General features: G+C 32.4%; 13 protein-coding genes. 10 read left to right on the top strand and 3 right to left on the bottom strand.

Translation table 11 applies throughout. From position 1 onward, the window contains the following. Positions 1–62 precede the first annotated feature (62 nt). Positions 63–1,082 carry a type I glyceraldehyde-3-phosphate dehydrogenase gene (gene gap / locus ACQRC6_RS06165; protein ID WP_427848177.1) on the bottom strand — a complete coding sequence of 340 codons (1,020 nt, stop codon included), beginning with the start codon at positions 1,080–1,082 and terminating at the stop codon, positions 63–65. A 308-nt stretch (positions 1,083–1,390) separates the two neighbouring features. On the opposite strand from gap, the gene ACQRC6_RS06160 reads away from it, so the two are divergent. The 4 genes from ACQRC6_RS06160 to ACQRC6_RS06145 all read left to right on the top strand — a co-directional run bounded on the left by ACQRC6_RS06160 (position 1,391) and on the right by ACQRC6_RS06145 (position 5,062). Continuing rightward, entirely contained in the window at positions 1,391–1,981 is a 591-nt protein-coding gene (locus ACQRC6_RS06160; protein ID WP_427848176.1) for an HDIG domain-containing metalloprotein, read from the top strand. A gap of 90 nt (positions 1,982–2,071) precedes the next feature. Continuing rightward, on the top strand, positions 2,072–2,296 hold the full coding sequence (locus ACQRC6_RS06155) for a preprotein translocase subunit SecG (RefSeq protein WP_293557101.1): 225 nt from the start codon (positions 2,072–2,074) through the stop codon (positions 2,294–2,296). A gap of 22 nt (positions 2,297–2,318) precedes the next feature. Further along, entirely contained in the window at positions 2,319–4,322 is a 2,004-nt protein-coding gene (locus tag ACQRC6_RS06150; protein ID WP_427848175.1) for a sodium-translocating pyrophosphatase, read from the top strand. A gap of 224 nt (positions 4,323–4,546) precedes the next feature. Then, on the top strand, positions 4,547–5,062 hold the full coding sequence (locus ACQRC6_RS06145) for a hypothetical protein (protein WP_427848174.1): 516 nt from the start codon (positions 4,547–4,549) through the stop codon (positions 5,060–5,062). A gap of 82 nt (positions 5,063–5,144) precedes the next feature. Here ACQRC6_RS06145 and ACQRC6_RS06140 read toward each other — a convergent pair whose 3' ends face one another. Beyond that, positions 5,145–6,572, bottom strand: a complete 1,428-nt coding sequence (locus ACQRC6_RS06140) for a leucyl aminopeptidase (RefSeq protein ID WP_427848173.1) — start codon at positions 6,570–6,572, stop codon at positions 5,145–5,147. 208 nt (positions 6,573–6,780) lie between these two features. Between ACQRC6_RS06140 and ACQRC6_RS06135 the strand changes: the two genes are divergently transcribed. From ACQRC6_RS06135 to ACQRC6_RS06125, 3 genes are all read left to right on the top strand, one after another. Further along, entirely contained in the window at positions 6,781–7,686 is a 906-nt protein-coding gene (locus tag ACQRC6_RS06135) for a DMT family transporter (RefSeq protein WP_427848172.1), read from the top strand. 74 nt (positions 7,687–7,760) lie between these two features. Then, positions 7,761–8,387, top strand: coding sequence for an AAA family ATPase (locus ACQRC6_RS06130; RefSeq protein ID WP_427848171.1), 627 nt, complete (start codon positions 7,761–7,763; stop codon positions 8,385–8,387). A 78-nt stretch (positions 8,388–8,465) separates the two neighbouring features. Next, positions 8,466–9,527, top strand: a complete 1,062-nt coding sequence (locus tag ACQRC6_RS06125) for an enoyl-CoA hydratase/isomerase family protein (protein WP_427848170.1) — start codon at positions 8,466–8,468, stop codon at positions 9,525–9,527. A gap of 98 nt (positions 9,528–9,625) precedes the next feature. On the opposite strand, the gene ACQRC6_RS06120 is transcribed toward ACQRC6_RS06125, so the two are convergent. Next, positions 9,626–10,234 (bottom strand): DUF4230 domain-containing protein, encoded by a 609-nt coding sequence (locus ACQRC6_RS06120; protein ID WP_427848169.1) that lies wholly within the window; start codon positions 10,232–10,234, stop codon positions 9,626–9,628. Positions 10,235–10,371: 137 nt separating this feature from the next. On the opposite strand from ACQRC6_RS06120, the gene ACQRC6_RS06115 reads away from it, so the two are divergent. The 3 genes from ACQRC6_RS06115 to ACQRC6_RS06105 all read left to right on the top strand — a co-directional run bounded on the left by ACQRC6_RS06115 (position 10,372) and on the right by ACQRC6_RS06105 (position 15,551). Then, positions 10,372–11,724, top strand: coding sequence for a hemolysin family protein (locus tag ACQRC6_RS06115; RefSeq protein WP_427848179.1), 1,353 nt, complete (start codon positions 10,372–10,374; stop codon positions 11,722–11,724). A 227-nt stretch (positions 11,725–11,951) separates the two neighbouring features. After that, positions 11,952–13,178, top strand: a complete 1,227-nt coding sequence (locus ACQRC6_RS06110; protein ID WP_427848168.1) for an ArgE/DapE family deacylase — start codon at positions 11,952–11,954, stop codon at positions 13,176–13,178. Between the two features lie 417 nt (positions 13,179–13,595). Beyond that, entirely contained in the window at positions 13,596–15,551 is a 1,956-nt protein-coding gene (locus ACQRC6_RS06105) for an Eco57I restriction-modification methylase domain-containing protein (RefSeq protein ID WP_427848167.1), read from the top strand. Position 15,552 lies beyond the last annotated feature (1 nt).

Raw genomic sequence — 15,552 nt, 5'->3', positions numbered from 1 at the left:
TTTTGTTTAAAATCACATAAAAAAGGCTCGCAATAGCAAGCCTTAATAAATATAATTTAAAATTATAAAGATTTTGCAATTTTTTCTGTTAAGTCAATTACTCTTTCTGTGTAACCCCATTCATTGTCATACCAAGAAATTAATTTGACCATATTTCCATTAACTGTTGTAAGAAGTGAATCGAAAATAGAAGAGTGAGTGTTTCCAATAATATCAGAAGAAACAAGTTCATCTTCAGAATATTCTAGGATTCCCTTTAATTCATTTTCAGAAGCCTTTTTAATTGCAGCGTTGATTTCTTCAACAGTTGCTTCTTTTTCAAGTTCAAAGGTTACATCCACTAGTGAACCAGTTGGAACGGGAACTCTTAGTGCAAAACCAGTTAAGATTCCCTCAACTTCAGGTATTACTTTACCAACGGCTTTTGCTGCACCAGTTGAAGTTGGAATAATATTTTCAGCACCCATTCTTGCACGTCTCATGTCCTTTTTATGAACTCCATCGTGAATGTTTTGGTCATTAGTGTATGCGTGAACTGTGGACATAAGTCCCTTCCTAATTCCAAAATTTTCTAAAATAACTTTTGTAATTGGAGCAAGACAATTTGTAGTACAGCTTGCGTTGGATACAATGTCGTGTTTTGCTGGATCGTATTTGTCATCGTTAACACCCATTACAACAGTAAGCATATCGCCCTTGCCTGGAGAAGTTAAAACAACTTTTTTTGCACCACTTGTAAGGTGTCCTCTAGCTTTGTCTTCATCTTTGAAAGCACCCGAAGAGTCGATGACAATGTCAACACCAAGTTCCTTCCAATTCATTTTGTCTGGAGTTTTCGACTCAACAAAGGTAACTTTTTTTCCATTGATAATCATTCCGTCATCGGTAAATTCAATTTCACCAGGAAATTTTCTATAAATTGAATCGAATTTAAATAGGTGAGTTCTTTCTTTTAAAGTTGTTTCTAAATTTCTGACGGCTACATGAGTAACTTCAAAGTTAACATCTTCTCTCAATGCCCAAATTCTAAGGGCATCTCTTCCAATTCTTCCAAAGCCCATTATGCCAACATTTTTTTTCATAAAAACCTCCGTTATCATTCAATGCTATACTCATTATAACACAAGTAGTAAAAAGTAAAATCTAATATTGTTTTAAAGATGAAAGGGATATCCTATTTTTAATAAATGGAAAACTTTAAAATAATTGCAGATTATTTTATAAATAAATATTAAAAACACAGAGTAAAAATCTAACAATTAGAAATTTTTAGTTATTTAAAATAGGATTTTTATTTTAGGGTATTTTTTAGGATTTTATGGCAATTAGGCAGAAAAAAAGTGAAATTCAAAATTTATTGTGATAATATATGTAAAAAGGAAGTGTCAATATGAATAGTGGTATTACAAGAGAAGATGCTTTAAAGCTTTTAAAAGAGTACAACAAAGATGAGTTTCACATTAGACATGCTCTTACTCTTGAAAGTGTAATGGGATATTTGGCTGAAGAGTACGATGCGGATAATGTAGATTTTTGGAAGATGGCAGGTCTTCTTCACGATGTTGATTATGAAAAATATCCTGAGGAGCATTTAAAAAACACTCCAGAAATTTTAAAGAGTGCTGGAGGAAGCGATGAACTTATTCACGCAATTTTATCTCACGGTTATGGTTTATGTTCAAATGTTTCGCCAGAACGTTTTATGGAGAAAGTCCTTTTTGCAACAGATGAACTAACAGGACTTATTTATGCTGCGTCACTTATGAGACCATCTAAAAGCACAAAGGACATGAATTTAAAAAGTGTGAAGAAAAAGTTTAAGGACAAAAAATTTGCAGAAGGTTGTTCTCGTGACGTTATTAAAAAGGGAGCAGAAATTTTAGGCTGGGAACTCGACGAATTAATCGAAAAAACTCTTGTTGCAATGCAAGATAGGGAAGATTTTATTGAAGAAAATTTAAAAAAGGAGATAAGTTGTTAAAAAAACAACAAAAATCCTATAAATTCGTTGATTAGAAAGTCTTGCTGTGTTAGAATTTATATGTTATAGAAATTTAAGGGAGGTAATAGTTTGCAAACTTTATTATCTATTATAATTATTGTCGCTAGCATTATTATAATAACAATAGTTGCACAAATGGAATCAGAACAAGCTGGTCTTGGAACTCTTCAAGGCGAAGAAACTACAACTTGGGGATCTCACAAGGGTTCAAGCAAAAAAGATATACAAAATAAAATTGTTATTGGTTCAAGCATCGTTTTTGCACTTGCACTTGTTATTTTAGCTGCAATCTAATTAAAATTTAAGGAGGATTAGAATGAATATTTTATATCTAGCTCCTATAGTCGGCGTTTTGGCACTTTTATTTGCTTTTTATAAGGCAAGTTTCGTGTCAAAACAAGATGCTGGCAATGAAAGAATGAAGGAAATTTCTTCTTATATTTCAGAAGGAGCTATGGCATTTTTAACAAGGGAATACAAGGCTCTTGTTGTATTTGTCATTGTACTTGCAATTATATTGGCAGTAGGACTTAAATCAATTCCAACTGCTATTTGTTTTGTTGTTGGGGCTATCTTTTCAGTAGCTGCTGGATATGTTGGTATGAAAGTTGCCACTAAGGCAAATGTTAGAACTACTAACGCAGCGTGGAAAAGTGGTCTAGGTAAAGCACTTGATGTTGCCTTTTCAGGTGGTGTCGTAATGGGAATGTGCGTTGTTGGACTTGGAATTATTGGTATTACTTGCGCATATTTCTTAACAGGTGGACAAACTGAAATTATTACAGGTTTTTCACTTGGAGCATCTTCTATTGCACTTTTTGCAAGAGTTGGTGGCGGTATCTATACTAAGGCAGCCGATGTTGGTGCCGACCTTGTAGGTAAAGTTGAAGCTGGAATTCCAGAAGACGATCCAAGAAACCCTGCTGTTATCGCTGATAACGTTGGAGACAATGTTGGTGACGTTGCTGGAATGGGCGCTGACTTATTTGAATCTTATGTAGGAGCACTTTTATCAGTTATCACTCTTGGAGTAGTAGCTTATGGAGATGATGGTGTTACCTTTGGTCTTCTTGTTGCAACAGTTGGTATTTTAGCATCAATTGTAGCTGCATTTTTTGTAAAGGGAGATAAGAATCCACAAAAAGCTCTTAATGCAGGAGAATATGTATCAGCTGCCGTTACTATGGTTGCTTCAGCAGTTTTATCAAATATAATTTTCGGAAGCTTTGCACCTTTTGCACCAGTTATCATTGGTATTGCAGTTGGTCTTATTATTTCTAAATTTACAGAATATTATACAGCTGACGATTATGCACCAGTTAAAAGAATTGGAGCAGAATCAGAAACTGGAGCTTCTACAAATATTATCGCTGGACTTTCTGTTGGTATGATGTCAACAGTAGGACCAATTATAGTAATCGCAATTGGAATTATCGCAGCTTATATTGGAGCAGGCGGAGCTGAAAATTCAATTATTGGACTTTACGGAATTTCACTAGCAGCTGTTGGTATGCTTTCAACAACTGGTATGACAATTGCCGTAGATGCTTATGGACCAATTGCTGATAATGCTGGTGGTATTGCAGAAATGTGTGAACTACCAGAAGATGTTCGTAACATAACAGACTCACTTGACTCTGTTGGTAATACAACAGCAGCAATAGGAAAGGGATTTGCAATTGGATCAGCAGCACTTACTGCCCTTGCACTTTTTGTTTCCTATATCAATGCTACTGGACTTACAGGAATTGATATTTCTAAACCAGAAGTAATCGCTGCAACATTTATAGGTGGTATGCTTCCATTTGCCTTCTCTGCACTTACTATGTCAGCAGTAGGTAATGCAGCATCAGAAATGATTGACGAAGTAAGAAGACAATTTAGAGAAATTCCTGGCATCATGGAAGGAAAGGCAACTCCTGACTATGCAAAATGTGTAGATATATCAACAGGAGCAGCATTAAAGCAAATGATCGTACCTGGACTTATCGCAGTAGTAGTTCCAATTGTAGTAGGAATTTTACTAGGAACAGAAGCACTAGGTGGACTTCAAGCAGGAGCTCTTGTAACAGGCGTATTAATGGCAATCTTTATGTCAAACGCAGGTGGAGCTTGGGATAATGCTAAGAAATACATTGAAGGTGGAGCACATGGTGGAAAAGGTTCAGAAGCTCACAAAGCAGCTGTAACTGGAGACACAGTTGGTGACCCATTCAAAGATACATCAGGACCTTCTCTTAATATCTTAATCAAACTTATTACTGTTGTATCTCTTGTATTTGCACCACTATTTGTTGCATACGGCGGACTATTCTTATAAAAAACAAATCTGTTAGAGAAATTCTCTAGCAGATTTTTTATTGCAAAATATTTTATTTTATAATAGGTAATCAATATATTGGTTAACAAGTAAGGAATATAAACACTCAAGAAATTTAGTAACAAGTTACCAAAATAAATCATTGACAAAAAATGAACCCTTGCATATTATTTAATTAAATAACATGATGAAGTACTCCAATGTTTTAATGGAGGTATTTACTAATGCGAAAAGGAATAGGAATAATATTGGTAATTATTTTTTTGTCAATATTATTAATAATATTATTAAATTTTCAAGAAAAAAGTAATAGCTATGAATTAAATGATGAGAATAGTTCCTATGTTATGAGTGAAGAAATAACAAATTTTTATATTAACAATAAAAACTCCAATGACCTTTATAGAAATGTAATCATCAGTCAAAATAATGATTTTTATGGAAAAAAGTTGAATAGTCAATTTTCTTTTACATTATTACTCGAAAAGGCTGATAAAATAAAATTTAAAGATCCTAAAGATTATAAAATAAATTTTCGATTATTAGAAGATAAAAATATTAGAGCATTTTATGAATATCAAATATTATCTGAAGATTTTGAATTGTATAAAGATTATCGAGGTATAGAACACTTTAGATTTTATTTAACTTATTCTATAAGAGAAGATTTTGGAAAATTAGAAAATAATAAATCGGATATTTACAGTTTGCATGGTGAAATAAATATAGAAGATATATGAGAACTCACCTTAGAGATAAGATGAGTTTTTTGGTATAAAAACCGCCAGCATAGCCAGCGGTTACTTTGTGATTTAAAAGTTTTTAGCAATCTATTGGGTCTAATAAATTATTTAATGTCTTTACATGAATTCCTGTGGCGTTCTTTGGTAGATATCCCTTAGCTTTGTTTCTGTAAGCTGTTGCGGCAATGTCAAGGTGAACCCAAGGTGTATTTTCTTTTACAAACTCGCCAACAAAAAGTCCTGCTGTTACAGATCCTGCTTCTCTTCCTGAAGTGTTTTTGATGTCTGCGACATCTGATTTGTTTAACTTTTTAAAGTCTTCATCATAAGGGAATGCCCAAATTTTTTCGCCTGATAGCTTTGCAGCGTCAAGGACTTCTTTATAAAATTCCTCGTCATTTGTAACAGCACCTGTGTAAACTTCGCCAAGAGCAATTGTTACTGCTCCAGTAAGAGTTGCAAGGTCGATAATTTTTTTTGCACCAAGGTCATTTGTAGCGTAGTGAACGGCGTCGGCAAGGGTAATTCTTCCTTCGGCGTCGGTGTTTGCAACTTCAATAGTAAGTCCCTTCATGGAGTCAATTACATCGCCTGATTTGTAAGATGTGCCTGAAATCATATTTTCACAAGCGGCAATAACTCCCACTACATTTACCTTTGCTTTGTTTTTTGCGAGGGCGTATATTGTACCAATTACAGTACCGGCGCCTCCCATATCGCAGTGCATATAATTCATTCCAGATGGAGTTTTAATGTTGTAGCCACCAGAATCGTAAGTTAGTCCCTTTCCAACGAGAGCGATTTTTTCGGCGTCAGAATTTTTGTACTCCATTACAATAAGTCTTGGGCGGTTAGTAGCTCCTGCAGCAACACTTAAAAAGGCCTTCATTCCCATTTTTTCAATTTCATCTTCTTCGTAAACACATACATTTACGCCGAGATTTTCTAATTTTTCAACTGCAATATTTGCAAGACTCTCAGGATAAATTACATTGGCTCTTTCATTTACAAGATTTCTTGCAAGGAAGACTCCATCCATAATATTTTCCATTTTATTTAAACCTTCGCGTAGCTTTTCTTCTGGTCCCTTAAAAGCAGAGTAGTTGACAGTGAGCTCAAAGTCTTCTTTTTTAGTTTCAACATCGGTCTTTTTTGTAAATTCATATTCGCCATGTCGAAGTCCTTCGTATGCTGCCATAATAGTTTTTCTATTGCAAATATTAAATTTTGGCATTTTTATCTCAACTTCGTGCTCTTCATTTTCTCTAAGAGTGTTTCCAAGTTTAAAGAAAATATTTCTTATGTCTTCAAGATCAATTTCATCGTCGCCAAGTCCAATAAAAACATTGGAGTCGCCGTCAATTAATGGAAGGTACAATATTTCGTTAAACTTTCCAATAAATTTTTTTGATTCCAAAAATTTTTTAAATTCATTATTTATATTTTCATTTTTCTTTATGAAGTGGACCTTTAGTCCGCCTTCTTTATACAAATTAAATTTAATCATATTTCACCTCTACATTCATTATACATGAGATTTTAAAAAGGTCTAATTTAAAAAATTATTTTTAATAGGATATTATTCTTAATAATATAAGGGAAATTAATACATTATTGTTTTTTTTAGATAAATTATGATATGATAAAACTATAAAATAATAGCATCAATTTAGTTGATAAAGTGCTGGATTGGTGTTTTTTTGGGTGGTGTTAAAATGGGTAAAGAATTAAAAGCTTCAATAATGTTATTTTTCACATCAATAATTTGGGGACTTGCCTTTGTGGCACAGGCAGTCGGCATGGATCATATAGGGCCTTTAACCTTCACTGCAGTAAGATCACTCGTGGCAATAATATTTTTATACTTAACATATGTATTTTTTAATAAGACATCAAAATCTTATAGAGAACAAAAATTTAATATGTCGAGAACTATAAAGGGCGGCATACTATGTGGTTTTGTATTTACACTAGCGATTAACCTTCAACAATTTGGTCTAGTTTATACAACTGCAGGCAAGGCAAGTTTTCTCACAGCTTTATACATAGTATTTATTCCTATTATTGGACTAATTTTTGGCAAGAGGATAAATAAAAAACTACTAATTTGTATAATTTGTGCAATGATGGGAACTTATATAATGTCAGTAAAGGAAAGTCTTAGCATAAATAGAGGCGACATAGTTACAATTATCAGTGCCCTTGTTTTTGCAATTCACATTTTAGTTCTTTCAGAATTTTCTAAGGATACAAATGCAGTTTTACTATCTCTCTTTCAATTTATGATTTGTGGAATAATATCTTTTATCGCTGCAATTATTTTTGAAGGAATAGATATTGGTGCAATTTTTAAATCCTATGTATCAATTTTATATGTAGGGATTTTGTCTTCAGGAGTTGGCTTTACAGTACAGCTTATGGCGCTAAAGGATCTCGATCCAGTAATTGCATCTATGATTAGTTCCCTTGAATCAGTCTTTGGAGCAATATTTGGTTGGATTATTCTTTCACAAAGAATGAGTGGAAGAGAAATAATTGGAGCTATAATTATTTTTATGGCAACTTTAATCGCTCAACTTCCAATTGAAGATTATTTAAGTAAAAAATTGGGGAAATATTGAAATTTTCACAAGAATTTTATATTAATTAAAAAACATTTCACATTAATGATATATAATGTTTGAGAGGTGAAGGTATGTCACTATTTAAAAAATTTTTTGAAAAGGCTGGCAAAAAATTAATTACAATCGACGGAGAGTATGGCAGTGGTGCAAATGAAATTGCAAAGAAAGTTGCCGATAAATTAGGTTACGAGTTTTTCGACGAAAAATTAATTGAACTTATGAGCCTTGAAGGAAAAGTAAAGCCTGACGAAGTAAAAAAAGATGATTCCTTTTTACAGGGGACTATTTACGATTTGTATAAACAAAATTATTCCTATTCACAAGAGGACATTGCGACTAATGACGCAGCCTTTCTCTTAGATTCAAGAACTATAAGGGAAATTGCAAAAAGTAAAAAAGCAGTAATTTTTGGAAAATGCAGTGATTTTGTATTGGAGGATTTCCCCAAACTTTCTGTATTTATTTACGCATCTAGCGAATTTAAGGAAGAGCGAATTTTAAATACTTATAATGTAAAAAAGGACAAGCTTGAACTAAAGCTAGAGCGTGAAAACAGTAGAAGGTCAAATCACTACGGCAGAAATACAGGGAAAACTTGGGGAGAAAGATCAAATTACGACATCTTAATTAATTCATCAGCTTTCGACTTTGAGAGCATCACAAATTTAATAGTAGATATGTCAAGAAATAAAAAATAAAATTAATTTAATCCCGACGAGAGTTGGGATTTTTTGTTTTATTAGCTTTTATAGTGTAAAATACTATGAGGTGATTTAATGAATAATGATTTGATTATAGAAAAAGTTATAAAAAATGTTGGCGTGATTTATCTAAATAGACCAGAGAAGATAAATGCGCTAAACTTTGGAATGATAAATAAAATTCAAGAAATTTTAGAAAAATGGGAAAAGGACGAAAATATTAGAGCAGTTCTCTTTGACACTTTAACTAAAAAAGGACTTTGTTCAGGTGGTGATTTAAAGGAGCTTTATATCGACTATCTAAATAACGACAAGTGCAAAGTTAAAAATAAATTTATCGCCACTGAATTTGAGATGGATAAGTACATCGCTTCCTACAAAAAACCAATTGTGAGCCATTGGACTGGCGTTGTCATGGGTGGCGGCATTGGCCTTAGCATAAATTCAGATTTAATAATTTCAGATGAGAGTGTAATCTGGGCTATGCCTGAAACTAGTCTTGGATTTGTGCCAGATGTGGGAGTTTGTAGTTTTATCTCCACTTTGCCACAAGCTTTGGGTCAATATGTTGGGTTAACGGGTTCTAGCTTAGAATCTTCTGATTTAGTAAAGTATAATTTTGCAGATCTTTATATAAATTCAAGGGACTATAAAAAATTAATCGAAAAGCTTTTTGAGCTTTCAGAAATTTATAGTGGAAAAGAGTTAATAAAAGAATTAAAAAATGAAGGCGAAAAATATAAATTAGAGCCAGGAGAAACTTCCATAACTAAGAATTTAGAAAAAATTGAGAAATATTTTTCAAAGGAAAGTGTAGTTGAAATTTATAAAAGTTTGGAAAATAACTTAGATGATGATTTTGCAAGAAAAACCTATGAGACATTAAAAGAAAAGTCCCAACTCATGCTTGCTGTGCAATTTGAAAAGTATTTTGTATGTAAAAATTTAAGTTATGAGGAAACAGTGGATCTTGACCTTAAAATTTTAAATTATTCATTGGAAATTGGCGAGATGCAAGAGGGAGTAAGGTCAAAAGTTATAGACAAGAATAGCAAGCCAAATTGGAGCGTGAAGTCCATAGAAGATGTAAATATGGACGAAGTAAAAAAAATTACTTGGACTGAAAAAAACATATAGCGAAACAAAAAACTCATAAGTACAAATTTTTAATAAAAATACCCTCCTTACTGGTTTTTCCAGTAAAGAGGGTACATATCATCGTGGGAATGCCCTTTTCATTTCAAAGAATTGTCCTTTGTAACATTTATTTTGTATTCACTTAAAACTGTATCGGCCAATAGAATTTCTTCGATTGCCCTTTTAGCTTCTTCATCAGCTTGACTTAATAAACCCTTTTCTATTACCTTATATTCAATATCTTTCTTTTGGTCTTTGGCAAAATTATTGTAATCTTCGATGTCAATTCTGTTAAAAATAGATTCTCTTTCATCAAAAACTTTTAGCGAATCTTCGTAAATTTCGTGACTTAAAATTTTTGCAGGTGGAATTTTTATTTCAATACTTTTATTGCTAAGGGAAATTTTCATTTTTTCAAGGTCTATCCCTGCGTTTATAACTCCATCATAGGAGACTATAAACTTTTTGGATGTAAAGGGAATTTTGTAGCCGTAAAAAGTATTTTGATTTTCAAATTGACCCATATTTGTGTAGTGATATTTAAGAGTAGTAAGTTCTTTAGCTGACATTATTTTATTAGCAATTAAACTAGCAGTAATACTTGGTTTCATTTCACTTTTCATAGTTTTTTTGCCGGCAAAAAATGTGGCAGTAAGTGCAATGGCAAGAAGTAATACTAATATAATTAATTTTTTTAATTTTTTCATAAACTCTCCTCTTTCACAAAGATTATAACATAAAAAATTTTTAAAAAAGGCTAAAAATTTATCATCTCTTACATTTTTCTGTTATAATCACAAGTTCTTTGATATAATTAGTCTAAAAGATATGGAGGAAGATGTTAATGGACGATGGCGCCTTGTGGGCTAAGCTCATATTAATCGCAATACTTACAAGTATAAACGCATTTTTTGCGTCAGCTGAAATGGCAATGGTTTCAGTGAATAACAACAAAATCAAAGAAATGGCAGAAGAAGGAGACAAAAGGGCGAAGACACTTATGTCAATCTCAGCTGATCAAACAAGATTTTTGTCCACAATACAAGTGGCAATAACTCTTGCAGGATTTTTCTCATCTGGTTCTGCAGCAACAAGTATTTCACAAGTTTTTGGAGTATTCTTGAGAGAAAAGGGAATACCCTATGGGAACACAGTGTCCTTTATTTTTGTTACACTTTTACTATCCTATATAACGCTTGTGTTTGGGGAGCTTGTGCCAAAGAGAATTGCACTTCAAAATTCAGAAAAAGTTGCACTAAAAGCGAGCAGTATAATTGCATTTGCGTCAAAAATATTTTATCCCTTTGTAAAATTGCTATCACTGTCGACGGTGTTAGTATTAAAAATTATGGGAAAATATTCAGAGGATGTTGAAGAAAAAATTTCGGAAGAAGAGTTAAAATCCTATATAAAAGTATCGACTCAGCAAGGAGTAATAAACTCAGCTGGTGAAGAAATGATAGTAAATATAATGGACTTTGATGATAAATTGGCTTATGAAGTAATGACGCCAAGGACATCAATTTACATGGTGGATTATGACGAATTTACCACAGATACAGTCGAAGAAATACTAAAAAAAGGTTATTCTAGGATGCCCGTCTTTAGAGAAAACACAGACAATATTCTTGGAACAGTTTACATCAAAGACCTTTTCGTAGAATATGCAAAAAATGATTATAAATCAATTAACCTAGATAATTGCATAAAGTCGCCTTACTTTGTGCCTGAAACAAAAAAAATAGATATGCTTTTAAAGGAATTGCAGTCCTCAAAAAATTATGTAGCAATATTAATTGACGAGTATGGCGGATTTTCAGGCATGGTAACAGTGGAAGACATAGTAGAAGAAATTGTCGGTGAAATAGAAGATGAATATGACAAAAATATTCGCAGCGTGGAAAAAATTTCAGAAAACGAATATATAGTAGATGGAGCTATGGATATAGAAGATATAAACGATGCAATAGGCACATCACTTTATTCAGAAAATCACGAAACAATTTCAGGACTAATTATAGAAAAACTTGGATTCATACCAGAAGAAAATGAAAAGAAAAAACTTAGCGTAAAAACATCGGGCTGTATCCTCACAGAATTAGCAGTAGCCGAAAAAAGAATAATAAAGGCAAGCATAAAAATTATTCCAGAAGAACAAGAAGAAGCAAAAAAAGAATATAAAGAGTTTAACTCATAAACAAAAAGACAGGGCAGCCTGTCTTATTTTATTGATGGAATTAAATAGCTGTGTTAAAAATATTAAATAAATAGCTTTACAAATTTCTATAAGAAAGTAAAATGTGTTACAATTTAAAAGTAAGGCATTGCTATTACTAATGTTTTTTCACATTAGCAGCAATGACCTATTATATTTAAGTAGAAGTTTAAATAGACATTTAGAAAAAATATAAAGGAGGAAATAAAATGAATAGAGAAAATGCAATCGACATTTTAAGTGATTTAATTAAAATTAAAACTGTGAATGGCAATGAACTTGAGGTAGCAAATTACCTAAAGGATTTACTTCTCAAAAATGGAATTCAATCTAAACTCGTTAAGTTTGCAGAGAATAGGGCCAACCTCATCGCAGAAATAGAAAATGGTCCAGGAAAAACTTTAGTTTTAAGTGGGCATATGGATGTGGTATCTCCAGGAGATGAATCTCAGTGGACATTTCATCCTTTTGAAGCCCATATTGAAGACGACGTGATTTGGGGCAGAGGTACATCTGATATGAAATCAGGGTTAGCGGCACTTACAATTGCTTTTATTGAAACTGCTAAGGAAAAGAATTTTTCTGGTAAAATCAAACTGATTGCAACTGTGGGAGAAGAAATAGGAGAACTTGGTGCCGAGCAACTTACTGACCTTGGTTATGTCGAGGATGTCGATGCAATTTTAATCGCAGAGCCATGTAATTTAGGAGTTGTATATGCTCATAAGGGATCACTTAATTATAAGGTAAGTTCAAAGGGTGTTGCAGCTCATTCCTCTACACCAGAGATAGGCAAAAATGCAGTTGAACACTTAAATAGAGCAATGAGTGAGATAAGTAAGCACTTTGAAAAGAGGGCAGAAGATTTCTCAAATGAAATGCTTGGAAAAATGACACATAGCATCACAGTTGTAGAGGGAGGGACACAGGTCAATTCTATACCTGATTTTGCAGAATTTGAGGCAAATGTGAGAACAATACCGGAATTAAAAAATCAACAGATCATTGAAGAAATTCAAGAGATTCTTGCAAGACTAAATAAAGAAAAAGACTTTGAACTTAATATGGAGGTAACAGCAAATCAGTCTCCTGTTCAGTCAGATGCAAATTCCAAGTTAGTCAAGACAATCATCGATGTTGTAAAGGAGATGCCAGATCTTTTGCCAATGAATTTAATGAAATCTATGGGAGAAGTGCTGGGCAAAGATTTGAGGGAAACCCTTGATGTATCTTTTTCTGAAATTAAACCTATGGCAGTTGCTGGAACAACAGATGCAGCTCAGTTTATGAAAGATAGATCAGACATAGAACTTGCCGTTTATGGACCGGGTATGCCAATGCTTAATCATAAAATAGATGAAAGACTTCCATTAAAACAATATATAGATTTCATTGAAGCTTATATAAGAATTATTGATAATTATATGAATGTTTAATTCTTTTAAAAAATAAATTTTTTGTGAAATTTATCTTTAAGAATAAAGGCAAATGAAAGAGAGAAATACTTGATAAATTTCATTATGTACTAATACTAGTATATAAACTAAAAATATATTAAAAAAGGCTATGGAAACATCCATGGCCTTAATTTTAGCATAAAACTTATATAAAATAGTTTTGATTCAAATTTTTTTATTTTATAAAAAAGGGCAGAAAAAATGCCGAGTTTTCTCGGCGTTTAAAAGGAAATTAATTAAAAAAGTGTATTAAATAATCTGTTATTAGTTTAGCATAATAAATTTATAAATACAAGAAAAATTTTAAAAATTTTACTAGTTTCACGCTTTAATTTAATTTAAAAGTCAAAGTTGATATAATGTAAAAAGAGAGAATACAAACGAATGAGGGAATAAATGTCAAAAATAATAGATTTCAATCTCTATCCAATTATGATAGCATTAAAAAATCTTTTAAAGGATAAGAGTACTAAAAAAAATATAATATGGGCGACAAATATCTTTGAACATCTGGGCAGAGAATTTGACGACAAAAGAGAAATCACAGACCACATATTTAAAAATGGATTTCGCCTCATGCCGAGAGTAGAAAAAAGTGAAGAAGCACAACTGAACCGCACGAGAAAAAGGGCGGAAGTATTTACACCAGGCTGGATAGTAAATGAAATGAACAATTATCTCGATGAAGAATGGTTTGGGAGAAAAAATGTATTTAACATAGAGAGAGGCGAGAGTTGGGAAACAGTGACAGAAAAAATTAATTTTCCAAAAGACAAAAATTGGGAAAAATATATTTTGTCGAGAAGGCTTGAGATAACTTGTGGAGAAGCGCCCTATCTAGTTTCAAGATATGATGTGTCCACTGGAGAAAAAATTGAAATAATAAATCGAATAGGGATTCTCGACAGAAAACTAAGAATAGTAAATGAAAACACTTTTACCAAAGAAGAATGGATTAAGTGGGCGATAAAGGCAGTAGAAAGCACCTATGGATTTGAATATCAAGGGGACAATTTACTAATTGCCAGGATCAATATTTTAATGACCTTTGTGGAATATTTTGAAGACAGGTGGAAGGAAGAAGTAGACAAAAAAACCTTGCGTCATCTTGCCAATATTATTTCTTGGAATATTTGGCAAATGGATGGACTGACAGACATGGTTCCCTTTGGGGCAGTCAAGGAAGACATAAGGCAGATGAACTTTTTTGACCTCTTAAGTGGAGGCATGGAAGAAGAGGATGGAGAAGAGAGCATTTACTGTAGAATTAGAAATTGGCGAGAAGACTCGTCTAAGTTATTTACAGACTATAAGGAGCATATAATGAAAAAATTTGATTTTGTAATTGGCAATCCACCTTATCAAGATAAAGCAATTGGTACAAGTACAAGCGATGATCCAATATATCATTTATTTATGGATCAATCATTTAGAATAGCAAGTAAAGCGTGTTTTATTACCCCTGCGAGATTTTTATTTAATGCTGGAAAAACTCCGAAAAATTGGAATAAAAAGATGCTAAACGATGAACATTTTAAAGTTGAAAAATTTATTCAAAAGTCTAGTGATGTTTTTAGAAATACAGATATTAAAGGTGGAGTAGCAATAACATATCGTGATAAAAGCAAAAACTTCGGAGCGATAGGTACATTTACAAGTTTTGATGAACTAAATTCAATTAGAAATAAAGTAGTAAAAAATGACGAATTTGTAGACATAATGGGAATAATTAATAATCAAAGTAAATTTAATCTAGATGTTTTGTATGAAGATTTTCCTAAATATAGATCTATTATAGGTAGCGATGGTAGAGATAAAAGATTGCGCCAAATAATAATGGAAAGATTAGAGGAAATATTTACAGAAAATAAAGCTGATGAAGAGTCTTATAAAATTTTAGGACTAATTAATAAGAAAAGGGCTTACAGATATGTTCCCAAAAAGTATATCGAAGACAATGAAGTAATTAACAAATATAAAGTATTACTACCTAGTGCAAATGGTAGTGGAGCAATTGGTGAAGTTTTAAGCACACCCCTAATCGGGGAACCCCTAATCGGGTATACTCAAACCTTTATTGCTATTGGATTATTTGATAATGAAATAGAGGCTGAAAATTGTTTGAAATATATTAAATCGAAATTCGCAAGAACGATGCTGGGAATTTTAAAAATTACTCAAGGCAACAACAGAGATACTTGGGCTAATGTCCCTATGCAAGACTTTACCAATAAGTCTGACATTGACTGGTCTAAGTCTATTCCTGAAATCGACAGGCAATTGTATGCAAAATATAAATTAAGCCAAGAAGAAATTGATTTTATAGAAAAAAATGTTAAGGAGATGGAATAAG

The sequence above is a fragment of the Peptoniphilus sp. SGI.035 genome, from assembly GCF_050315115.1.
Lineage (GTDB): Bacteria > Bacillota > Clostridia > Tissierellales > Peptoniphilaceae > Peptoniphilus_A.
Note: the sequence above shows the minus strand (reverse complement) of the source record. Positions and strands in the feature narration are given on the sequence as shown.

Coding starts and splice junctions, on each gene's coding strand:
- ACQRC6_RS06145 (WP_427848174.1), top strand. CDS start 4,547: ATGCGAAAAGGAATAGGAATAATATTGGTAATTATTTTTTTGTCAATA.
- ACQRC6_RS06115 (WP_427848179.1), top strand. CDS start 10,372: ATGGACGATGGCGCCTTGTGGGCTAAGCTCATATTAATCGCAATACTT.
- ACQRC6_RS06105 (WP_427848167.1), top strand. CDS start 13,596: ATGTCAAAAATAATAGATTTCAATCTCTATCCAATTATGATAGCATTA.
- ACQRC6_RS06125 (WP_427848170.1), top strand. CDS start 8,466: ATGAATAATGATTTGATTATAGAAAAAGTTATAAAAAATGTTGGCGTG.
- ACQRC6_RS06160 (WP_427848176.1), top strand. CDS start 1,391: ATGAATAGTGGTATTACAAGAGAAGATGCTTTAAAGCTTTTAAAAGAG.
- ACQRC6_RS06135 (WP_427848172.1), top strand. CDS start 6,781: ATGGGTAAAGAATTAAAAGCTTCAATAATGTTATTTTTCACATCAATA.
- ACQRC6_RS06110 (WP_427848168.1), top strand. CDS start 11,952: ATGAATAGAGAAAATGCAATCGACATTTTAAGTGATTTAATTAAAATT.
- ACQRC6_RS06130 (WP_427848171.1), top strand. CDS start 7,761: ATGTCACTATTTAAAAAATTTTTTGAAAAGGCTGGCAAAAAATTAATT.
- ACQRC6_RS06140 (WP_427848173.1), bottom strand. CDS start 6,572: ATGATTAAATTTAATTTGTATAAAGAAGGCGGACTAAAGGTCCACTTC.
- ACQRC6_RS06120 (WP_427848169.1), bottom strand. CDS start 10,234: ATGAAAAAATTAAAAAAATTAATTATATTAGTATTACTTCTTGCCATT.
- ACQRC6_RS06150 (WP_427848175.1), top strand. CDS start 2,319: ATGAATATTTTATATCTAGCTCCTATAGTCGGCGTTTTGGCACTTTTA.
- gap (WP_427848177.1), bottom strand. CDS start 1,082: ATGAAAAAAAATGTTGGCATAATGGGCTTTGGAAGAATTGGAAGAGAT.